This window comes from Allochromatium humboldtianum, assembly GCF_013385175.1.
Taxonomy (GTDB): domain Bacteria; phylum Pseudomonadota; class Gammaproteobacteria; order Chromatiales; family Chromatiaceae; genus Thermochromatium; species Thermochromatium humboldtianum.
The window spans coordinates 1-20,765 of sequence record NZ_JABZEO010000003.1; the positions used below are offsets into that span (position 1 = coordinate 1).

The following is a 20,765-nucleotide window of genomic DNA, read 5'->3' on the forward strand; positions in this document are numbered from 1 at the left end:
TGCCTCAAATTTTGTGTCAACCCTATGACGTAATTTTTTGCTTGAACGCCCTCTACCCAACCGACCCACCTCAGAATCGCGCTGCCTCCTCCTGAATGCAAAACTCGAAGTCCATCTCCAGCGCCGGCGGTTGGACATAGGGCCCCTGGATCAAATCCACTCCGGCCCCAAACAGCCGCGCGATCGTGGCCGGACCATCGACGCCGGTGGCAATGACTCTGGCCCCGCATCCCTTGACCGACTTGATCAGCCATGGGAGCGACTCGGCATCAGGTCCATGGATGACGGCACGACCGATTCGAACATAGGCCATGGGCAGGGAGTGCAGAACCCGTCGGCCGCGCTCGCTGAGATCCAGGCCGTTCAGGCACAACCGGATGCCGATCTTGCCCAGTTGGCGCGCACGTCGCACAGCGAGTTCGAGATGCTGGTCGGCTTCGGCGATCTCGAACTGGATCACGGGACGCAGTCGAATCAGATCACGTTCGTTGATCTGATCACGAACCCAGTCGATCCAAGCGTCGTCCTCCAGACCGGCGAGTGTTTGATGGATGAAGAGCATTACGGGTCGATCATGGCGCAGACGCGCTTCGAGCACATCCAAACCCGCCATCAAGAGCCACCGATCGAGCCGAGCCGCCTGACCGGCCTGGATCGCGAGCGGTACGAATTCGGCAGGCGGCAGCAGTTCGCCGTCACCGATCCGCACGCGGGGCGTCATCTCATAGCGCTCTCCCTTCAAATCGGTCAGAGTGAACATGGGCTCGAAGAGCAGTTGCAGTCGCTCGGCCTCGATGGCCTCCAGAATAGCCGCCTCACGACGTAAGGATTCGTCCTGGGGACTGACCGAGGCTGCCGAACCGACAGACTCGCCGGCGCGCATCAGCGATAGCCGCGCAGCCTTGCCGGCTCGCGACAGCAGTGTCACCGCATCCTGACAGGCGCCCGTCAGCGGATACCAGCCGCCCCCTACCAGGGGAGACGCCCCGATCGTCATCAGCGCCTGCGAGACGCGATAGAGCAGCTCCTGGGCGAAGTGGGCGATCGATTCATGATTGATGCGCCATATCAGGATGGCCACCGACCGCTCACCCACACGAGCCGCCAGGTCGTCTGCATGGTGATGTGCGGCGACCTCGGCCGCCAGAACCTCCATGGCCTCTTCATCTCCGTCGAGTTCCAGATAGACGATGGCACGCTGACCGCTCCGACCAACCTGATCAACCAAGGCCAACTTGACCGAATAGGCCTGCCCGATGAGCCAGTCGAGCCGCTTGAGAAATGGCTCACGGGTGGCGAGCCGGGTGAGTGGATCGATCGCCTCCGGGACATGCAGGCGTCGCCGCCGCTCGCGGGCGCGCTGGAGTCGGTCTCGAACCGAGGCCGTCAGACGATCGGGCGCGACCGGCTTGGAGAGAAAATCGTCGCCGCCGATCCGCAGCGCCTTCAACTGGAGATCCGGATCCAGTTCGCTGGAGAGAAAGATGATGGGCAGATCGGCGAAGCGCTCATGTCCGCGCATGATGCCGGTCAACTCGATCCCGGAGACGCCCGGCATATGCAGATCCATGAGTACCAGATCCGGCTCGAAACGCTCCAGGACGCCTATGACCTGCAAGGGATCGCGGACACATTCGGTCGTCATGCCCGCGCCTTGCAGGATGCGCGAGGCAAAGAGTGCGGCGACCGGCTGATCGTCGACCACCAGGATGCGATCGGCCTCCTGAGGCCCGGTCTCCAGAAGCGGATGCAGACGATCGGCCAGCTCCTCGATCCTCATGGGGCGAAGCAGACAGAGGTCGGCGCCGGCCCGCATGGCCGCGAGTCTGAGACGGATGTCTTCGTGCGGGATGAGCACGACCAGGCGTGGCGGCTTCGACGCCGCCGCTCGCAGTCGAGCGATCGATTCGCTGACCGTTTCCAGACGGATATCCGACGCCGGCGACAGCACCAGCAGGTCCGGCGTCCTGAGCTCGATCCGGTCGAGCGCCTGCTGGACATCCGAACAGGTTTCGAGCCGCACACCGCGCGCGGCCAGGGCCAGGCGCAATGGATCGGCCTGCTCGCTGGGATCGGACGACAGTAGCAGGATCAGTCCGGCATTCGGGTGATCGGCCATCTTGGCACCTCGTCGAACACGAAAAGATCGAAGACTGCCAAGGGTACCAGTAAAGGAATCGTCTTGTGAGACTGTCTACGAGGAATGGCCGGGATGTCCTCACGAGGTCGGCGCATCGATTACGTGTTCAGCGCCTGAGTGCAGTGCTCAGCCAAGACGTCAGAATAGGAGCTGCAAGATCAGCAATGTCAGGGCCGCCATGATCCCGGCCAGGATGTCGTCGAGCATGATGCCGAGTCCGCCCTCGACACGCTCGTCGATGACTCGGATCGGCCAAGGCTTCCAGATATCGAACAGTCGAAAGGCCAGGAAGCCGGCCAGAATCCAGGCCCAGCCATAAGATTCGGTCAACAGCGCCGATGGAACGGCCAGCATGGTGATGAAGAAGCCAACGAACTCGTCCCAGACGATGGCCGAGGGATCCTTGGCGCCAAGTTCATGGGCCGTTCGGTCGCAGGCCCAGATCCCGATGATGGTGAAGACGACGACCAGCCCCAGATAATAGGGCCAGGCGAGCGGACTCATCAGCAGGTAGAACGGAATCGCGGCCAGCGTCCCGAAGGTTCCGGGCGCTTTGGGTGCGAGCCCGGAACCAAAGCCGAAGGCAAGCCAGTGGTGGAGTTTGCGACGGTCGAAGCCCGTGGAACGAGAGAGGCTGGACATGTGGCGGCTCCTAGTCAGCACGGTCGTCGGCGACCGGAAAATGATCATAACCCCGCGCCGGCCGTGTCAGACGACCACCATCCGGCCGACGCAAGTCCAGTCCAGCGCTCGCGCGAATCCAGCCGACTCGCGTCAGCGGCAATGCAAGCGCTTCGGCCAGCCGCTCGACGTTCGGAATATGCGCGGGCGGGACGCAGAAACAGAGTTCATAGTCATCGCCGGAGGCAAGCGGCAGCGACCAGTCGTCCGTCGCGGCAACGAGTTCGGCGAGCTGGGGTGCCAGAGGCAGGCGATCCAGTTCCAGCACGGCGCCAACGGCTGAAGCACGGAGGATATGTCCGAGATCGCCCGCCAGACCGTCCGAGAGATCGATCATCGCCGAGGCGACGCCGCGCAGCCGTTGGCCGAGTTCGACCCGTGGCTCGGGGCATTCGAGGCGACGCCGCAGTTCGGGCGCGACCGACTCGCCGGCCAGCATCCGGCGCAGTGCCAGACCGGCATCGCCGAGTGTGCCACTGACGAAGACGGCGTCACCCGGACGCGCGCCCGAGCGCCGGATCGCCGTTCCAGTCGGAACCAGACCATGCACCTGAACCGCCACGCTCAGCGGACCGCGCGTGGTGTCGCCGCCGACCAGACGCATCCCGTGCGCGCTCGCCAACCGCTCGAAGCCAGTCGCAAAAGCGCGAATCCAATCCTCGTCGGCGGCGGGCAGGGTCAGCGCCAGGGTCGCCCAGGCCGGTTCGGCGCCCATGGCCGCCAGATCGCTGAGTCCAACGGCCAGTGATTTGTGCCCGATGTGCTCGGGATCACAGTCGGGAAAGAAGTGCACGCCAGCCGAGAGCGTGTCGATGCTCACCGCCAGCGCCTGTCCGGCTGGGATCTCCAGCAGTGCGCAGTCGTCGCCGACGCCGAGCGCGACGTCCGGGCGCTCGGGGCCGAGCGCGGCGAAATAACGACCGATCAGATCAAACTCGGACACGCCGGCCGGTTCAGAGTTTGCGGTCCATGTCGCCGGCCTTGCGCCGGGCGATCTTGTCGAGCACGCCATTGACGTACTTGTGCCCCTCGTGCGCACCGAGCAGCTTGGTCAACTCGACGGCCTCGTTGATGGCGACCCGGTCCGGGATGTTGTCCGAGAACAGGATCTCATAGGCGCCGAGCCGCAGGATCGCCAGCTCTACCGGATCGACCTGGCTGATCGGGCGATCGAGGAATCGATCGAGCTGCGCATCGATGGCATCGATATGGGTCGGCACGCCGTTGAGCAGCTCGTCGAGCAGTTCGACATTGAAGTTGAAACGGTCCTCGGCGGCCAGCTCGTCTTCGTCGCTCACGCCATTGAGCGAGGCGGCGACGGCATCGAGCCATTTGGGATCGTCGAGCAGGTGGCGCTTGATCGCCATGGGATCATCGCCGGTCAGACGCCATTGATAGAGCGCGAGCGCGGCATAACGACGTGATTGACTGCGCGGGCTGATCGGACGTGGGGTTTCGGGCTTGGCCATGTCAGTCGATCTGTCTCAGCAGATTCACCATCTCTAAGGCGGACATGGCCGCCTCGGCGCCCTTGTTGCCGGCCTTGGTTCCGGCACGCTCGATGGCCTGCTCGATGCTGTCGACGGTCAGCACCCCGAAGGCGACCGGCAGACCATGCTTGAGGCTGACCTGAGCCATGCCCTTGACGCACTCGCCGGCCACATAGTCGAAATGCGGCGTACCGCCGCGGATGACGGCACCGAGCGCGATGATGGCGTCATAGCCGCCCTTGGCCGCGATACGCTCGATGGCCACCGGCATCTCGAAGGCGCCGGGCACGCGCACGATGGTCAGATCCGACTCGCTCGCGCCATGACGCAATAGCGCATCGATCGCGCCCTTCTCCAGACTCTCGACCACGAAGCTGTTCCAGCGGGACACCACCAGACAGAAGCGGGCTTTGTCGGCGCGCAACGCGCCCTCGATCGTTGTGATACTCATCGACTATTCCTGAAAAATCGCTACAAACCTTTACGAAGCGGAGCGGCCACCCGTGTATTCGACCACTTCCAGATCGAAACCGGAAATGGCGTGCATCGCCTTGGGCGCGCTCATCACCCGCATCTTACGTACCCCGAGATCGGCCAGGATCTGGGCGCCGATGCCATAGGTGCGCAGCTCGCCGCGATCCTGGCGCACGGGCACCGGATCGTCGCTGCCGTGGAACTGAAAATCCTTGAGACGGCTCAGCAGGTCGGCTGAATGATCGCGGTTGCGCAGCACCACGATCACGCCCTCGCCCGCCTCGGCCACCTGACGCATGACGTCGCGCAACGGCCAGCCGCAGGCATTGTGCGCGGTATCGAACAGATCGCACAGTGTATTCTGCAAGTGCACGCGCACTAGGGTCGGACGCTCGGGACTGATGTTGCCGAGCGTCAGGGCCAGATGAATTTCGTTGTCGATGGTGTCGCGATAGGCGATCAGATCGAAGGTGCCGTGCGCCGTCGGCAGTTCGCACTCACACTCGCGGATCACGGCCGTCTCGTTGCGCATCCGGTAGTGGATGAGATCGGCGATGGTGCCGATCTTGATGCCGTGCGTCTGGGCGAAGACCTCCAGATCGGGCCGGCGCGCCATGGTGCCGTCCTCGTTGAGGATCTCGACGATCGCCGCTGCCGGCGTCAGTCCGGCCAGTCGCACCAGATCACAGCCGGCCTCGGTGTGTCCGGCACGTACCAGCACGCCGCCCGGCTGGGCCATGAGCGGAAAGATGTGGCCCGGCTGCACCAGATCACGAGGGCCGGCGTCGGGTGCAACGGCCGCGCGGATGGTGGTGGCGCGGTCGGCCGCCGAGATGCCGGTGGTCACGCCACGCGCGGCCTCGATGGAGACAGTGAAAGCGGTCGAATGGACGGCCTGGTTGTCGCTGACCATGAGCGGCAGGCGCAATTGCTCGCAGCGCTCCTTGGTCAGGGTCAGACAGATGAGGCCGCGCCCGTACTTCGCCATGAAGTTCACGGCCTCGGGCGTGACGTAATCGGCCGCCATGAGCAGGTCGCCCTCGTTCTCGCGGTCTTCGTCATCCATGATGATGACCATCTTGCCCGCACGCAGGTCGTCGATGATCTCCTCGGTCGTGTTCAGGCCTGTACTGCTCATAAGTCTTGGTTCATCGGTTGTTCGGTGTAGGCGAGTCAGTGACCCGTCATTTGACGAATCCATGCTCGGCCAGGAATTGGAGCGTCAGGCCCGACGCCTGCGGGTTGGCGGCCTGCTCGCCGAGCAGCAGACGCTCCAGATAGCGGGCGATCAGGTCGACCTCCAAATTGACCCGGCTGCCGGGACGATAGTCGCCGATGATCGTCTCCTGGATGGTATGCGGCACGATGTTGAGCTCGAACACCGCGCCCTCGACCCGGTTGACGGTCAGACTGGCGCCGTCGATGCAGATCGAACCCTTGTGGGCGATGTAGCGTGCCAGCTCGTCCGGCGCCTGGATTCGAAGCCGCCAGGAGCGCGCGTCCTCGTGACGCTCCAGGAGTGTGCCGACCCCATCGACGTGTCCGCTGACCAGATGTCCGCCGAGCGGCGTCGACAGGGTGAGTGCTTTTTCGAGATTGACCCGCGAGCCGGGCTTGAGCGCACCGAGCGTGGTCAGAGTCAGGGTCTCACGCGAGACGTCGGCGGCAAAGCCGCGCTCGGTCAGCGCCACGGCGGTCAGACAGACGCCATTGACCGCAATGCTGTCGCCCAGGACGACGCCGTCGAGCGGCAGTTTGCCGGTGTCGATGCTGAGTCGCACGTCACCGCCGCGCGGCTCCAGACGCTGAATCAGACCGACCGACTGGATGATGCCTGTGAACATGGAAGGATTGGGTCTTCTCGGTATGGGATCTCGCGTGGACCGGCGTCGACGGAGATCGTCACTGGAAAGGCTTCATAGGTTCGGACGTGCCCGGATACGCAGATCCACGCCGATGCGCCGGACCTCCAGGATCTCCAGCGCGACGCGATCGGCCATGGTATCGATCCCCGGCAGATCGAACAGCCCCTTGGCCGCCTGCCCCATGAGACAGGGGGCCTGATAGAGCAGGATCTCGTCGACCAGACCCGCGCACACCGCCGCGCCCGACAGGGTCGATCCGGCCTCCAGCAGAACTTCGTTGATCTCGCGCCGAGCCAGCTCCGTCATCAGGGCCGACAGATCGACCCGACCACCGTGCTCCGGCAGACGGATCAACTCGGCCCCGGCTGCCTCGAGCGCGTTCGCGGCCTCGTTCATGGGTCCGATACCGGCGATCAGCGTGCGGCCCGGAAGCCCGATCATCCGTGACTCTGGCGGCGTGCGCCAATAGCTGTCGACTACGACGCGCCAGGGTTGACGGACCGGCTCGCCCGGCTCCATGCTCGGCAGCTCGGCGGCGCTCAACCGCACATTCAGGCTCGGATCGTCTCCCAGCACCGTGCCCAGTCCAGTGACGATGGCCGAGCTACGCGCGCGCCAACGCTGCACGTCGCGCCGCGCGGCCTCGGCCGTGATCCATTTGCTCTCGCCCGTGGCCAGGGCCGTGCGGCCATCGAGACTGGCGCCCAGCTTGCAGCGCACATAGGGTCGCCCCTGTTCATGGCGCTTGATGAAGCCCGGATTGAGCGCGCGTGCCTGGGATTCCAGACAGCCGACCTCGACTGCGATCCCCGCTTGACGCAGGCGCTCGATCCCACGACCGGCGACACGCGGATTGGGATCGACCATGGCGCAGACGACGCGCGCTACACCGGCGCTGACCAGGGCCTCGGCACAGGGCGGCGTGCGTCCGTGATGCGAGCAGGGTTCCAGGGTCACATAGACCGTGGCGTCACGCGCGCGTTCACCCGCTTGCGCCAGCGCCAGTGGTTCGGCGTGCGGCTCACCGGTGCGACGATGCCAGCCCTCACCGACGACCTGCCCATCGCGCACCAGCACACAGCCGACGCGCGGATTGGGATCCGTGGTGTAGCGTCCGCGCTCGGCCAAACGAATGGCGCGCGCCATGTGGAACCGATCAGCTCCTTCAGCCGCCATGACTGGACGCGACAGCGCCATCAGTCGTCCGGCTCCAGATCACCGAGCAGATCGAGCTGCTGACGGCTGAGTTCGGGCGCCGGCTGGCGCTCCAGACGCTCGATCTCTTCGCGGAAGGCGGCTACGTCCTCGAAGTGCCGATACACCGAGGCGAAGCGGACATAGGCGACCTGATCGATCCGGCGCAGCTCGTCCATGACCAGCTCACCGACCCGCAGCGCCGGCAGCTCGCTCTCGCCGCTCGACATCAGTGAACGCTGGATGCGGGCCACCGCCTGATCGATCTGTTCGGTGCTCACGGGACGCTTCTCGAGTGCCCGCATCATGCCGGCGCGCAGCTTATGGCTATCGAAGGGCACGCGACTGCCGTCGCGCTTGACGATGCGCGGCAGATTCAGCTCGACGGTCTCATAGGTCGTGAAGCGTTCGCCGCACAGCTCGCACTTGCGCCGCCGACGCACCTGATCGCCCTCGCCCGCCAGACGCGAGTCGACGACCTTGGTGTCCTGTGCGCCACAGAAGGGACAGCGCATGGGTCAGCCTCCAGCCGTCGGCGACCGGCGTCCGGCCGGCACGACGGCATGGGAAGGCAATGGCAACGAACCTGATGTCATACCTGCATCCGGCGGGATCGCGTCAGCGATGGAGTCAATGGCTGTAGACCGGGAAACGCCGGCAGAGATCCAGCACTCTGGCCTTGACGGCTTCGATGACCGCCGGCTCGCCGCGTGCGTCGATCAGATCGCACATCCAGCCGGCCAGCTCACGCGCCTCTTCGGTGCCGAAGCCACGGGTGGTGATGGCCGGGGTACCGATGCGGATGCCGCTGGTGACGAAAGGCGATTGCGGATCGTTGGGGACGGCGTTCTTGTTGACCGTGATGTTGGCGGCGCCCAGCCAGGCGTCGACGTCCTTGCCGGTCAGTCCCTGGTGGATGAAGCTGACCAGGAACAGATGATCGTCGGTGCCGCCGGAGACGACGTCGTAGCCGCGCGCGATGAAGACCTCGGCCATGGTGCGAGCGTTGGCGAGCACCTGGGCCTGATAGGTCTTGAAGCTCGGCTCGAGCGCTTCTTTGAAGGCCACCGCCTTGGCGGAGATGACGTGCATCAACGGGCCGCCCTGGGTGCCGGGGAAGACCAGCGAGTTGAGCTTCTTCTCGATCTCGGGGTTGGACTTGGCCAGGATCAGTCCGCCGCGCGGGCCGCGCAGGGTTTTGTGCGTCGTGGTGGTGGTGACATCGGCGATCCGGACCGGACTCGGATAGAGGCCGGCAGCGACCAGACCGGCCACGTGCGCCATATCGACCAGCAGATAGGCGCCCACGCTGTCGGCGATGTCACGGAAACGCTGCCAGTCGACGACGCGCGAATAGGCGGAAAAGCCGGCGACGATCATGCGTGGCTTGTGCTCATGGGCCAGACGCTCGACCTCGGCGTAATCGATCTCGCCGGTCTCGGGATTCAGGCCGTATTGCACCGCGTTGTAGATCTTGCCCGAGAAGTTGGGCTTGGCGCCGTGGGTCAGATGTCCGCCGTGGGCCAGACTCATGCCGAGCACGGTGTCGCCCGGCTCGCACAGGGCCATGTAGACGGCGGCATTGGCCTGGGAGCCGGAGTGCGGCTGGACGTTGGCATAGTCGGCGCCGAAGAGTTGCTTGGCGCGGTCGATGGCCAACTGCTCGGCGACGTCGACATGCTCACAGCCGCCGTAGTAACGTTTGCCCGGATAGCCCTCGGCATACTTGTTGGTCAGCACGCTGCCCTGCGCCTGCATGACGCGCGGACTGGTATAGTTCTCGGAGGCGATGAGCTCGACATGCTCTTCCTGTCGACGCTCTTCGTCCTGGATGGCCGCCCAGAGTTCCGGGTCGTAATCGCTGATCTGTTGGGTCTTCTCGAACATGGTCTGTCGCCTCGGGCGCCGAAAAGCAGTGTAGTGTATCGAGTTTTGACGATGACGTCGCGATTTGCTTGTAACCCAATGGCCGGCTACCTTTTTCGCCGGATGCCTGTCTCGACCGAGTTCCTATCTCCAAAACACCTTCAGGAGCCCTGCATGACAAGCACGACTGGATTTGCGCGTCCCCTGATCGCGTCAGCGATGGGTCTGGCCATCCTGACCGGCTGCTCGGGTATGCAGCCCACGCCCATGATGCCGACCTATCCCGCCCAGGTCGGCGGTCGGGGCGGCGTCTCGATGGAGGCCGACAGCCTCTGCCGCCAACAGGCCTATCAGGCCGCCGAGCAGGCCAAACAGGACAACGTCAACAAGGAGGTCGCCTTCACGGCCATCGGCACCATTGCCGGCGCCGTGATCGGCAATCAGATCCAGGCGCCCAGTCGTCATGGACCGCCGCCGCGTGGCCCCAGGGGACCGGGCGGTCCAGGCGGACCCGGCGGCCCAGGGCGTCCCAAGACGCATGACATGGCCGGCGCCGGCGCCCTGGCCGGCGCGGCCACGGGGGCGGCGCTCAGTCAGGGTACCCTGCAAAACACCCAGCAGGTCTATGACGTCTACTACAACAACTGCATCGAACGCTATCGCGCCTATCGCTAGCGCCTGATCACAGCGCGCGGGTCGCCGCGCCAACACAGGAGACGGTCCTCGCACCATGGATACCCTCGAATCCTATCAAACCCAGCTCGCCGACCCCGACAGCCGGTTCATCGAGGTCGCCGGCTTCCGGCTGCACTACAAACGCCAGGGATCGGGTGAAACCCTGATCCTGTTGCTGCACGGCAGCTTTCTGAGCCTCAAATCCTGGTCCGCCGTCATGGCCCCCCTGGCCGAACGGGCCACTGTTGTGGCCTTCGATCGGCCGGTGTGCGGGCTGACCTCGCGTCCATTGCCCAAACGCGGGGACCGGGGGCCATCGCCCTACAGCGCCGAGGCGCAGGGCGAACTGGTCGCGGAGCTGATCGCGGCGCTGGGCTTCGAACGCGCCATCCTGGTCGGCAGCTCGACCGGCGGCACCATCGCACTCATGACGGCGCTGCGCCGACCCGAGTGCGTCCAGGGACTGATCCTGGTCGATGCCATGGTCTACAGCGGCTATGCCACCAGTGAGGTTCCGGCGCCGGTGCTGGCGATGATGCGTGCGCTGAAGCCGGCCTTCACCCGTCTCATGGGCTTCATGATCGATCGGCTCTATGAGAAGGCGATCCGCAAGTTCTGGTACCGTCAGGAGCGTTTGAGCGATGAGACGCTCGCTGAGTTCAAACGTGATTTCATGCTCGGCCCCTGGAACAAGGCGTTCATGGAGCTCTTTCTCGCCACCCGGCGCCTGAATCTGGATCCCCGTCTCGGTGCACTGAATCTTCCGACGCTGGTCGTGACCGGCGAGCATGATCGCGCCGTCAAGCCGGAGGAGAGCGAGCGCTTGGCCAAGGCCATCGCCGGGGCCGAGCTACAGGTCATCGCCGACGCCGGCCATCTGCCACAGGAGGAACGCCCCGAGGCCTTCCTGGCCGCCATCGACGGTTTTCTGACCCGGACCGTTCGATCTTTGGAGATCTGAGCGAGAGAGCATCCGGGGTTCAAGGAGGTTCCCTCGCGTGAAACTCAGTCATCTCGCCACCGCGCTCTCCATCGCCCTGCTGTTGATGCTGGGCGCGAACGGTTCCTTCACGCTCCTGGCCTGGAAGGCGCATGCCCGTCTGACCGAGGTGCTGGATCATCGCCAGCGCGCCCTGGTCCTCGTCGATGAACTGCGGCAGGAATCCGAGCTGCTCGGACGGCTGGTCGGTCTCTATGTCAACTCGGGCGACACCCGTTTCCTGCTCTATTACTACGACATCCTGGCGATCCGTGAGGGTGAGAAACCCAGGCTCGCGCATCCAACCCCCCTGCTCTACTGGGAAGCGGTGATCGCGGGCGAATCCGAGCATCGTGCCCTCGATTCGGGACAGCGCCAATCGCTTCGGGAGCGGATGCGCTCGCTCGGACTCGTGGCCGCCGAATTGGAGGTACTCGACCAGGCGCTGGCGGCGAGTGAGGCGCTGAAGGAGCTCGAACAGATCGCCTTCGCCGCGACCCAGGGACTCTATGATCCGCTCAAGCGCGAATTCGTCTCCGACGGCACCCCCAACCGCGCCTATGCCAGGGAGCGCATCGACAGTCGCGACTATCAGCGTCTGCGCTGGGCGCTCTCGCAGTCGATCGAAACCCTGCTGACGCGCGTGGACCGGCGAACCGGCATCGAGCTGGCCGAGGCGCGTGCCCGTCTACAGTCCTGGATCTGGGCTTCAGGACTCTGGTTCCTGCTCATGATCCCGTTGGTGGCCATCGGTTTGCACGTCCTCAATGGCTATGTCCTGCGTCCGGTGGCGCGGCTGCGCGCCACGGCCGGACAGTTGGTCGAGCGCGACTATGGCGCGCGCGTCGGCACCCTGGACGGCGTGGAGGAGCTGGAGGTGCTCGGCTCGACGCTCGACGAAATGGCGCGCGCGGTCGAGAGCGACATCGAGCAACGCAAGGGCGCCCAGCGCGAGCTGGAGCGGGCGCGACAGCGAGCCGAGTCGGCCACACTGGCCAAGAGCCGCTTTCTGGCCAACATGAGCCACGAGATCCGCACGCCGATGAACGCCGTCATCGGCATGCTCTATCTGGCGCTCGATACCCAACTGGATGCACGCCAGCGCGACTATCTGGTCAATGCGCAGTCCGCCGCCCGCTCACTGCTCGGCATCCTCAACGACATCCTGGATTTCTCCAAGGTCGAGGCCGGGCGTCTGGAGCTGGAGTCCAGACCCCTGTCACTCGACCAGGTCATCGAGGAGGCCCTGGTCTTGGTCCGGCAGAGCGCCGTGGAAAAGGGACTCGTGCTGTCGTTCGCGCCGGACCGCTCCTGGACGGCGCGCGAGCCGCTGGATCTGATCGGCGACTCGCTACGACTGCGCCAGATCCTGGTGAACCTGCTCTCCAACGCGGTCAAGTTCACGCACAGAGGTCAGGTCCGGCTGACGCTGGAGCTGCTCGCGGTGAACGCGCTGGAGGCGCGCCTCGCGTTCCGTGTCGAGGACACCGGCATCGGCATGACCCCGGAACAATGCTCCAGGCTGTTTCAGGAGTTCACACAGGCCGATGGATCGACCACCCGCGAATACGGGGGCACTGGACTCGGACTGGTCATCTGCAAGCGTTTGGTCGAGATGATGGGCGGGCGACTGGAGGTCGAGAGCCGGCCCGGTCTCGGATCGACCTTCGCCTTCGAGATCGGACTCCAACGCGCGCCGGCCGGAGCCGATCCCATCCCGTCCAGTGACCACTTCGACGATGGTTCACGTCCTGCCGCTCCAGTCGGCTCACTCAAGGGGATGCGCATTCTGCTCGTCGAGGACAACCCGCTCAACCGCCAGCTCGCCGTCGAACTCCTGCGCAAACAGGGTGCGCGCATCGACGTCGCGCTCGACGGTCAGGAGGCGCTGGGGCGACTCGCCGCGCATCCGCCGGACCATTACGCGGTCGTACTCATGGATCTACAGATGCCCGTGCTCGACGGTTACGAGGCCACGGCGCGGATACGCGCTCAGGAACGCTATGCCGAACTGCCGATCATCGCCATGAGCGCGCACGCCCTGTCCGAAGAACGCGAGCGTGCCCTGGCACTGGGGATGCAGGGCTATCTGACCAAACCCTTCGAGCCAAGCACACTCTATGCCCTGCTCGCCGCCCATCATCATGTGGACACGGGCGACGACACAGCGACCCCGGTCGCCTGTCCGGCGTCCAGGGTCGAGGCGCCGCTCGTTCCGGGTCTCGACAGCCAGCAGGGATTACAGCGCGTCGGCGGCGACCTCGGTTTCTATCGTCGCCTTCTGGACCAATTCCTGAACCAGTATCGAAGCCAGCCGAGCGCGGTGCTCAGTGCCCTGGAGCGGGGCGATTGGGCTGAAACGATCCGTTTCGCCCATACACTCAAGGGACTCGCCGCGACCCTGGGCATGAACGCCATCGCAACCGCGGCGGCAGAGCTGGAGCAGATGGCCCACAAGTCCGATCCAGGCTCGCGGGAGCGGCTCCAGCGTCTCATCGAGCCACTGGACGCCATGCTGGATCATCTGCAAGCCTATGATTGGACGTCGATCACGACGGACGGCCGACCGACCGCCGGCGAGCCGGCCTCATGCGCCGGATCACGGGCCGAACTGGAACGGCTCATCGAGTGCCTGGACGAGGGAAACGTCGAGGCGCTGGACATCTGGCGAGCACAGGTCGAATCCTTCGCTCGGTTCCTGACCGCGACGACACGGCGGCAGGTCGAGCGGGCGCTGAACGACTTCGACTTCGAAACCGCGCTGTCGCTCCTGCAAATGGCGCGCGACATGGACGAGATGGAGGACTAGAACATGCGATATCGGCGTTCACTCGACACCGGGCGGGGATCGAGCGATCGAAGAGATTCGCGATCACTCCGGACACTGCTCTGGCTCGTCGGCTGTTGTCTGCCGGCATCCGGAGCACTCTCGACCCCGCCCGACCTCTCGCTGTCGGGCTTCGGCACACTCGGCGGCGCCGTCTCGGATCAGGATTTCATCTATCAGCGCCATATCGACGATCACGGCACGCTCAACCGTGATTCGCTGGCCGCCATCCAGTTGGACGCGCGCCTGTCGGCGGCCTGGTCGCTGACACTCCAGGCCAAGGCCGCGCCCTCGGAACGCGACGACAATGCCTGGGATCCGACCCTGACCTGGGCCTTCCTCTCCTGGCGTCCGACCAATGATCTGCTCTGGCGCCTCGGCAAGCAGCGCCTGCCGCTGATGCTCTACTCGGCCAACAGCGATGTTGGGATCACCTTCGACTTCGCGCGCCTGCCGACCGAAGCCTACTCGATCCTGCCGACCCAGGACTTCACCGGACTCTCGCTGGCCAAGACCTGGTTCGACGCGGATCGCGAATGGACCCTGGAAGGCTATCTGGGTCAGACCCACACCAACTGGCACTATTATCTGCGCAACGGACTGGAGCCGGTCTTCTCGGCCGGAACCTTCTATCTGGGCTATGACGTGAACATGGCTGGACTGGTCCTGTCGCTGCGCGACGATCGAAACACCTGGCGTCTGGCGCTGCACCGGGCCGAGGCGACCAGCGACGAGGGGCCCGTACCCGAGCGTTTTCCATTCGTCGAGATCGCCCCCGGACTCGGTTACTACCAGATCCTGGACGCCTTTCCCGGCCCGGGCGTCCCCATGGTCGACCACTACGACATCTGGGTGCTGACGTTCGGCGCCGAGATCGCGCTGCCGCATGACCTCCGGCTCGTGGGCGAATACGGGCGCCGCCGCTTCGACAACGCCACCACCGGAGCCGATACCAGCGCCGGCTATCTGGCCCTGCTCAAGCGTGTCGGGCGCTGGACGCCCTACGTCTACTGGTCGGGCATCCGCACCAGCGAGGCCGCGCTCGATTTCATCACCGGACTCAACGACACGCGCCTTCCGCAGACGATTCCATCGGCGGACCTGATCAATGCCTCACAGCGCACGGGCGCGGATCTGCTGAGCCCCTACGATCAGCACTCCTGGGCGCTCGGCGCCTCCTACAGCCTCTCGCCCACCAGCCGGATCAAGGCCGAATGGATGCACACGCGCACCGGACGTCTGTCGGTCTTCGTCGACGCACCGCCCGACGAAGACAGTGGCGGGCGCCAGATCAATGTCTTCTCACTCTCCTACAGCTTCACGTTTTGAGGGTGAACGACATGCGTACATTACTCGCCCTTTCGCTGTCGCTACTCTGCGTCCCGCCCCTGCGGGCCGACCCCATCGTCATCGGCCACGCGGAACTGAAGACCCTCGACCGCGTCAGCCTGCAACGCATCTACACCGGCAAGATGGTCGAGCTGAACGGCCTGCGTGTGACGCCGGTCGATCTGCGTGCCGGCAGCGCACTGCGCCGACGTTTTCTGGAGCTCTATCTCGATCAGGACGAGGACGGATACATCGGCTATTGGACGGTGCGCCGTTATGTCGGCAAGGGCACGCCGCCGCGCGAGTTCGACGACGCCGAAGCGGTCATCCAATACGTCATCCAGACGCGCGGGGCGATCGGCTATGTCGACGAGACCGATCTGAAGAGCGGGCTGAATGTCTTGAGCACGCCGCCTTGATGCACTCCAGCGGGCTGGAGTCGGTCGATGGGGCGAGGTCTCTGGAGGTTCAGGTCCGGCGCTCGGTCTCGCGGCCGCTGCTCTAGCCGAGCGACGGCGCTGGCGATGCCCGGCCGGCCGACAGGAACTCCGTCACACGCGCCAGATCGTCCGCGGTGTCCACCCCAGGTCCGGGCGCCTCGGCGGCCAGCCCGACATGGATGGATGCGCCATGCCAGAGGGCGCGCAGTTGTTCCAGCGACTCGGCGATCTCCAGCGGCGCGGGCGCGAGCCTGACGAACCGGGCGAGAAAGGCGGCCCGATAGGCATAGAGTCCGATGTGGCGCAGAAAGTCGACCGATTTGGGCAGGCGTGCCTTGTTGCCCAGGAACTCATCGCGATGCCAGGGGATGGGCGCGCGCGAGAAATAGAGCGCAAAGCCGGTCGAGCTGATGGCGACCTTGACCACGTGCGGATCGAAGAGCGTCGTACTGTCCGTGATCGGATGGGCGAGCGTGGCCATGCCGGCCTCCTCGCGCTCGGCCAGACTGGACGCGACCTGATCGATGAGCGCGGGCGGCATGCAGGGTTCGTCGCCCTGGAGATTGACGACGATGGTGTCATCGCTCCAGCCGCGCCGCTCGATCACCTCGGCGATCCGGTCCGAGCCGCTGCGATGGTTCGACGCCGTCATCTCGACGGCGATCCCGAGCTTGGCGCAGACCTCGCGGATGCGCTGATCGTCGGTGGCGACCACGACCTCGCCGGCGCCGCTGGCCTGGGCGCGCTCGACGACGTGCTGGATCATCGGCTTGCCGTCGATGTCGAGCAACGGCTTGCCCGGCAGACGGGTCGAACCGTAGCGGGCGGGGATGACGACCTTGAAATCTCTGTCCATTCAGCGACTCGCTCTGAGTTGGTCGGTTTTGCGGAGAAGGTGCGACTCGAAATCCGGGTCCAGGATCGCTGTGACCGGCAGCATCCAGTGATCGCTGGCGGCGAAGGGCGCGCACTTGACGGCGTCCTTCTCGGTCATGACGACGGGCAGGCCGCTCCAGTGGTCGGCGTCTTCTGCGCGGTAGCGATGATGATCCGGATAGGGCCGGCGTTCGACCGCCAGACCCGCCGCCTCCAGTTGCCTGAAGAAGGGTTCGGGATGACCGATCCCGGCGACGGCGTTCACCCGCTGTCCGCTCAGGTCCGACAGCGGACGGCGTTGGGTCGGATCACGCAGATTCACCAGCTCGCCGGGGCGCAGCTGCATGTGGTGGCCCGGTCCCGCGCCGCCCTTGTGGAGCACCAGATCTACGCTGCTGAGTCGTGCGGGCGGCTCGCGCAATGGACCGGCCGGGAGACAGTGGCCATTGCCGAAGCCGCGCGTGCCGTCGATCAGGACGATCTCGAGGTCGCGCGCCAGCCGATAGTGCTGGAGACCGTCGTCGCTGACCAGGATGTCACAGCCGCTCAGCTCGATGGCCAGACGGCCGGCCGCGACCCGATCCGGCCCCGCGACCACGACGCAGCCCGAACGACGCGCGAGCAGGACCGGCTCGTCGCCGACCCGGTCGGGATCGGACTCGGGTGTGACCTGTTGCGGCCAGTGTTCGGCGCGACCGCCGTAGCCGCGCGTGATGATCGCCGGTGTCCAGCCCTGGGCGCGTAACAGCTCGACCAGACGCAACACCAAGGGTGTCTTGCCGGTTCCGCCGACGGTGAGGTTGCCGACCAGGGCCACGGGCACGGGCAGTCGTTCGCTGGCCAGCCAGCCCTTTTGGTAGGCACGGCACCGGACACGGGCGATGGCGCCGTAGAGCCAGGACAGCGGCAGCAGGAGCCAGGTGAGCGGATGGCGGCGACCATACCAGATGTCTGTTGGATTCAGCTTGATCGTTGCTTTCCTCAAGAATGCAGCGTGGTTGGTCTTGCAGCCTGTGTGCAAAAAACCGATGACATTTCGTGCAAAAAACAGCGTTCAGGATGCTATAACCTGAGCCGGGCGACTGGCCACTTAATTGCTGCGCTCAACGGGCCACGTAGAATGGATTGCCAAGATAACTGAGCACGGCGCCCTCCTTGAGAATCTGCTCGACCCGCAGCCCCTCGCGCGTCTCCTCGCCCTCGCGGTAGCGTAGCGCGTTGATGACTACGAAGCGCTTGGCGACATCCGGATCATAGACATGCACGGTCATCAGATAGCCGGGCACGGCCGACTGCTGTTGGGGCGTCAGCTTCAGGCGCGTTGGATCGCCGCGGATCTCGACCGGCGGGCGCCGGGACGCCGGCGGCGCCACGCCCTGCTCGCGTCGCACTTGCTGCTTGAAGGTCTCGATGTCCTGGACCAGATCGTCCGGCACCGACGCCGCCCTTGGCGGTTCCTCCAGGATCTCGCGCGCAGCGTTCATCGCGGCCTGCTCGGCCTCGAGTTGACGCAACAGGTTGCGCTCCCACTCGGGATCGACGTCCGGGTCGGGGATCTGGCTCTGGCTGGGCGGCGCGGCACGCACCACCGGACCGGCCCCGGACTCAGGCGCACTCGAGCGTGACGGCGCCGGCTTGGGCGGTGGTGGTTCGACCAGGGGTCTGGCGATGGGATCGACACCAGTCGCCTCGATCACGGCCGGCTGCGGCTGGACAGTCAGCGGCTGGATTATGGGAGCCGGGTCGACCCTGGGTGCGTCCAGCGCCGTCATGGGGACGGGCCGCGCGCCCCTGAAGGCCGCATAGAGCGCGATCACCACCGCCAGGGCGGCCAGACCGACGGCGAGCAGCGCCCAATGATGCGTCACCTGGGGTTCGCGGTCCTCGACGAACAGACCACTGGCGTCCAGGGTCGGCACCTGACCGAGTCCGCGCTCCTGCTGGGATTTCTTGAGCGCCTCCAGGATGTAACTCATGGCACGACCTCCATGGACGCCGTGGTCGCCAGGGTCTCATCGAGCCGGGGAATGCCATCCAGGCCGACCGTCTGATAGAGCGCGATGAAGGTCCGCGGGCCGGCGATCCCATCGGCCGTCAGTCCCTTGGACGTCTGGAAGGCGCGCAGTGCGCTCTCCAGCGTCACATCGTAGCGATCGGCCGGTCCGGGCAGCATGGCCAGCCCAGGCACCCGTGACACCAGATCGCGCAGCCAGCGCACCTCCTCGCCGACCGCGCCCGGACGGATCAGGGTCGAACCGCCCGGCGGCAACTGCCAGACCAGACGATAGTCGCCGCTCCAGACCGATTCCAGCTCGGCCACAGGCACGCGCGTTCGGCCATCGGGCCGATCGAGCGTGGCGTCTGTGGCGTCCAGTTCGCCCAGCACCAGATAGCGCGCTGTGCCGTCCTGATCGACCAGACGCAGCAGGGCCGGCAGATTGAAGAAGCGCACATGACTCAGGCGCCCCTGCTCGGACTCGCACCCGAGACCGAATGGGCGGATGTGCGAACAGGGATCGCCGGCGCCGATCGTCCTGAGGTCCAGGCCCCAGCGGCGCAACAGCACGCGCATGGCCTCGGACTCGGACAGCGCCAGCGACGCGATCGATACCGGGGTCGCGTCTGAGGACTCATCCGGCACGGCGGGTGTCTCCGGCGCCGCCTGTCCGTCCGGAACCGCCAGCACGCCGGGGGCCGCGACGATGGACGACTCAGCCGGGACGGGCGCGTCCGCTGGACTCTGGCCCTCGCTCGACTCCGACTCCGACTCCGGCGCCGACTCGACCTGGACGGATTCGGCCACGGCGGTCGTGGTCTCCTCCAGGGCCGGACTGGACGCCAACGGAACCACGGACTCGATGAGTGCCATGAATCTGGTCTCGCCCGACCACCAGCCGGCCAGGAGTTCGCGCCGCTCGGGCGTGATCAACGCCTGTGCCAGCAAGCCAACGAGCGTCGCCAGGACGAACGAGACCAGCGCGATCAGCATCAGCCGTCGGGGTGAGCGCGGCGGCGGACCGTCGAGCGCCTCACCCCGCACCTCGCGCGCCGCCGTGGCGACGATCCCCGGATCGACCTGCGAGCCACGGGTCACACAGGCGCCGAGCAGGGCGCGATCGCAGAGGATGTTGATCACCCGTGGGATGCCGCCCGAATACGCGTGGATACGCCGAATGGCGCGTGCCGTGAACAGCGGACGGTCGACACCGGCCACCGCCAGACGATGGCGAATGTAGTCGCCGGTCTCCTCCAGATCGAACGGCGTGAGATGGAAGCGCGCCGTGATGCGCTGATCGAGCTGGCGCAGCGCCTGGGTCTCCAGCAGACGACGCAGCTCGGGCTGCCCGATCAGGAAGATCTGGAGCAGCTTGTGCTTGGTGGTCTCCAGATTGGTCAGCAACCGGATCTGTTCGAGCGCCTGACGCGGCAGGTTCTGCGCCTCGTCGATGATGAGCAGCGGTCGGCGGCCATTGGCATAGGCATTCAGCAGAAAGCTGTTGAGCGCGTCGATCAGCACCTTGTTGGAGCGCTTGCCGCGCGGCAGCTCGATGCCGAACTCCTCGCAGATATTGGTCAGGAGTTCGTTGGGCGACTGGACCGGATTGAGGACGAGCGCCACGTCGACGCCCTCGGGCAACTGTTCGAGAAAGGCGCGACAGACCGTGGTCTTGCCGGTGCCGACCTCGCCGGTCAGGAGCACGAAGCCGCCGCTCTCGTTGGCGCCATAGAGCAGATGCGCGAGCGCTTCCCGATGCTGGTCGCTCAGGAACAGATAGTGCGGGTCCGGGGCGATCGAGAAACTGGGCTCTTTGAGCCCGAAATATTTCGGGTACACGCTGGCTGCTCAACAGAATGCGCGCCCGCGCGCCGGAAGCGGATTGGCCGGTCGGCTTGGATCTTTGGCGCAGGGCGTGGATGGCTGGAACCGG

19 protein-coding genes are annotated in these 20,765 nt (G+C 65.5%); 5 read left to right on the forward strand and 14 right to left on the reverse strand.

What is annotated here, in order from left to right; genetic code table 11:
- Positions 1 to 70: 70 nt before the first annotated feature.
- From HW932_RS04770 to glyA, 10 genes are all read right to left on the reverse strand, one after another.
- Positions 71 to 2,119 carry a response regulator gene (locus HW932_RS04770; RefSeq protein ID WP_176975361.1) on the reverse strand — a complete coding sequence of 683 codons (2,049 nt, stop codon included), beginning with the start codon at positions 2,117 to 2,119 and terminating at the stop codon, positions 71 to 73.
- 159 nt (positions 2,120 to 2,278) lie between these two features.
- Complete coding sequence (locus HW932_RS04775; protein WP_176975362.1) at positions 2,279 to 2,782, reverse strand: phosphatidylglycerophosphatase A family protein; 504 nt, start codon at positions 2,780 to 2,782, stop codon at positions 2,279 to 2,281.
- Between the two features lie 10 nt (positions 2,783 to 2,792).
- On the reverse strand, positions 2,793 to 3,764 hold the full coding sequence (gene thiL / locus HW932_RS04780; protein WP_176975363.1) for a thiamine-phosphate kinase: 972 nt from the start codon (positions 3,762 to 3,764) through the stop codon (positions 2,793 to 2,795).
- A 10-nt stretch (positions 3,765 to 3,774) separates the two neighbouring features.
- Positions 3,775 to 4,290, reverse strand: a complete 516-nt coding sequence (gene nusB / locus HW932_RS04785) for a transcription antitermination factor NusB (protein ID WP_176975364.1) — start codon at positions 4,288 to 4,290, stop codon at positions 3,775 to 3,777.
- 1 nt (position 4,291) lies between these two features.
- Entirely contained in the window at positions 4,292 to 4,762 is a 471-nt protein-coding gene (gene ribH, locus HW932_RS04790; RefSeq protein ID WP_012970971.1) for a 6,7-dimethyl-8-ribityllumazine synthase, read from the reverse strand.
- 30 nt (positions 4,763 to 4,792) lie between these two features.
- Positions 4,793 to 5,923: a bifunctional 3,4-dihydroxy-2-butanone-4-phosphate synthase/GTP cyclohydrolase II gene (gene ribBA / locus HW932_RS04795; protein ID WP_176975365.1), complete on the reverse strand. Its 1,131-nt coding sequence runs from the start codon at positions 5,921 to 5,923 to the stop codon at positions 4,793 to 4,795.
- 46 nt (positions 5,924 to 5,969) lie between these two features.
- Positions 5,970 to 6,629 (reverse strand): riboflavin synthase, encoded by a 660-nt coding sequence (locus HW932_RS04800; protein ID WP_176975366.1) that lies wholly within the window; start codon positions 6,627 to 6,629, stop codon positions 5,970 to 5,972.
- A gap of 72 nt (positions 6,630 to 6,701) precedes the next feature.
- Complete coding sequence (ribD, locus tag HW932_RS04805) at positions 6,702 to 7,796, reverse strand: bifunctional diaminohydroxyphosphoribosylaminopyrimidine deaminase/5-amino-6-(5-phosphoribosylamino)uracil reductase RibD (RefSeq protein WP_246296667.1); 1,095 nt, start codon at positions 7,794 to 7,796, stop codon at positions 6,702 to 6,704.
- A 50-nt stretch (positions 7,797 to 7,846) separates the two neighbouring features.
- Positions 7,847 to 8,359, reverse strand: coding sequence for a transcriptional regulator NrdR (gene nrdR / locus HW932_RS04810; RefSeq protein ID WP_176975368.1), 513 nt, complete (start codon positions 8,357 to 8,359; stop codon positions 7,847 to 7,849).
- 115 nt (positions 8,360 to 8,474) lie between these two features.
- Positions 8,475 to 9,731 carry a serine hydroxymethyltransferase gene (gene glyA / locus HW932_RS04815; RefSeq protein ID WP_176975369.1) on the reverse strand — a complete coding sequence of 419 codons (1,257 nt, stop codon included), beginning with the start codon at positions 9,729 to 9,731 and terminating at the stop codon, positions 8,475 to 8,477.
- 153 nt (positions 9,732 to 9,884) lie between these two features.
- Between glyA and HW932_RS04820 the strand changes: the two genes are divergently transcribed.
- Genes HW932_RS04820 through HW932_RS04840 form a run of 5 tightly spaced genes read left to right on the forward strand, consistent with a single transcriptional unit; the run spans position 9,885 to position 15,939 of the window.
- A complete protein-coding gene (locus HW932_RS04820) occupies positions 9,885 to 10,385 on the forward strand; it encodes a YMGG-like glycine zipper-containing protein (protein WP_222932230.1) in 501 nt (166 codons plus the stop codon).
- A 55-nt stretch (positions 10,386 to 10,440) separates the two neighbouring features.
- Positions 10,441 to 11,346, forward strand: coding sequence for an alpha/beta fold hydrolase (locus HW932_RS04825; RefSeq protein ID WP_176975371.1), 906 nt, complete (start codon positions 10,441 to 10,443; stop codon positions 11,344 to 11,346).
- 37 nt (positions 11,347 to 11,383) lie between these two features.
- Positions 11,384 to 14,173: an ATP-binding protein gene (locus HW932_RS04830; protein WP_176975372.1), complete on the forward strand. Its 2,790-nt coding sequence runs from the start codon at positions 11,384 to 11,386 to the stop codon at positions 14,171 to 14,173.
- A gap of 3 nt (positions 14,174 to 14,176) precedes the next feature.
- Complete coding sequence (locus tag HW932_RS04835) at positions 14,177 to 15,520, forward strand: hypothetical protein (protein ID WP_176975373.1); 1,344 nt, start codon at positions 14,177 to 14,179, stop codon at positions 15,518 to 15,520.
- An 11-nt stretch (positions 15,521 to 15,531) separates the two neighbouring features.
- A complete protein-coding gene (locus HW932_RS04840; RefSeq protein ID WP_176975374.1) occupies positions 15,532 to 15,939 on the forward strand; it encodes a hypothetical protein in 408 nt (135 codons plus the stop codon).
- An 82-nt stretch (positions 15,940 to 16,021) separates the two neighbouring features.
- Here HW932_RS04840 and kdsB read toward each other — a convergent pair whose 3' ends face one another.
- The 4 genes from kdsB to HW932_RS04860 form a co-directional block, all read right to left on the reverse strand.
- Positions 16,022 to 16,816 (reverse strand): 3-deoxy-manno-octulosonate cytidylyltransferase, encoded by a 795-nt coding sequence (gene kdsB, locus HW932_RS04845; protein WP_176975375.1) that lies wholly within the window; start codon positions 16,814 to 16,816, stop codon positions 16,022 to 16,024.
- Positions 16,817 to 17,821 (reverse strand): tetraacyldisaccharide 4'-kinase, encoded by a 1,005-nt coding sequence (gene lpxK / locus HW932_RS04850; RefSeq protein ID WP_246296668.1) that lies wholly within the window; start codon positions 17,819 to 17,821, stop codon positions 16,817 to 16,819.
- 118 nt (positions 17,822 to 17,939) lie between these two features.
- Positions 17,940 to 18,812 (reverse strand): general secretion pathway protein GspB, encoded by an 873-nt coding sequence (locus HW932_RS04855; protein ID WP_176975376.1) that lies wholly within the window; start codon positions 18,810 to 18,812, stop codon positions 17,940 to 17,942.
- Positions 18,809 to 20,671, reverse strand: a complete 1,863-nt coding sequence (locus HW932_RS04860; RefSeq protein ID WP_176975377.1) for an AAA family ATPase — start codon at positions 20,669 to 20,671, stop codon at positions 18,809 to 18,811. The genes HW932_RS04855 and HW932_RS04860 overlap by 4 nt, the downstream gene beginning before the upstream one ends.
- Positions 20,672 to 20,765: the final 94 nt, after the last annotated feature.

Bases quoted from the DNA above. Each gene is read 5' to 3' on its own strand.
- HW932_RS04770 (WP_176975361.1), bottom strand. From the start codon at position 2,119: ATGGCCGATCACCCGAATGCCGGACTGATCCTGCTACTGTCGTCCGAT.
- HW932_RS04775 (WP_176975362.1), bottom strand. From the start codon at position 2,782: ATGTCCAGCCTCTCTCGTTCCACGGGCTTCGACCGTCGCAAACTCCAC.
- nusB (WP_176975364.1), bottom strand. From the start codon at position 4,290: ATGGCCAAGCCCGAAACCCCACGTCCGATCAGCCCGCGCAGTCAATCA.
- ribH (WP_012970971.1), bottom strand. From the start codon at position 4,762: ATGAGTATCACAACGATCGAGGGCGCGTTGCGCGCCGACAAAGCCCGC.
- ribBA (WP_176975365.1), bottom strand. From the start codon at position 5,923: ATGAGCAGTACAGGCCTGAACACGACCGAGGAGATCATCGACGACCTG.
- HW932_RS04800 (WP_176975366.1), bottom strand. From the start codon at position 6,629: ATGTTCACAGGCATCATCCAGTCGGTCGGTCTGATTCAGCGTCTGGAG.
- ribD (WP_246296667.1), bottom strand. From the start codon at position 7,796: ATGGCGCGCGCCATTCGTTTGGCCGAGCGCGGACGCTACACCACGGAT.
- nrdR (WP_176975368.1), bottom strand. From the start codon at position 8,359: ATGCGCTGTCCCTTCTGTGGCGCACAGGACACCAAGGTCGTCGACTCG.
- glyA (WP_176975369.1), bottom strand. From the start codon at position 9,731: ATGTTCGAGAAGACCCAACAGATCAGCGATTACGACCCGGAACTCTGG.
- HW932_RS04820 (WP_222932230.1), top strand. From the start codon at position 9,885: ATGACAAGCACGACTGGATTTGCGCGTCCCCTGATCGCGTCAGCGATG.
- HW932_RS04825 (WP_176975371.1), top strand. From the start codon at position 10,441: ATGGATACCCTCGAATCCTATCAAACCCAGCTCGCCGACCCCGACAGC.
- HW932_RS04835 (WP_176975373.1), top strand. From the start codon at position 14,177: ATGCGATATCGGCGTTCACTCGACACCGGGCGGGGATCGAGCGATCGA.
- HW932_RS04840 (WP_176975374.1), top strand. From the start codon at position 15,532: ATGCGTACATTACTCGCCCTTTCGCTGTCGCTACTCTGCGTCCCGCCC.
- kdsB (WP_176975375.1), bottom strand. From the start codon at position 16,816: ATGGACAGAGATTTCAAGGTCGTCATCCCCGCCCGCTACGGTTCGACC.
- HW932_RS04855 (WP_176975376.1), bottom strand. From the start codon at position 18,812: ATGAGTTACATCCTGGAGGCGCTCAAGAAATCCCAGCAGGAGCGCGGA.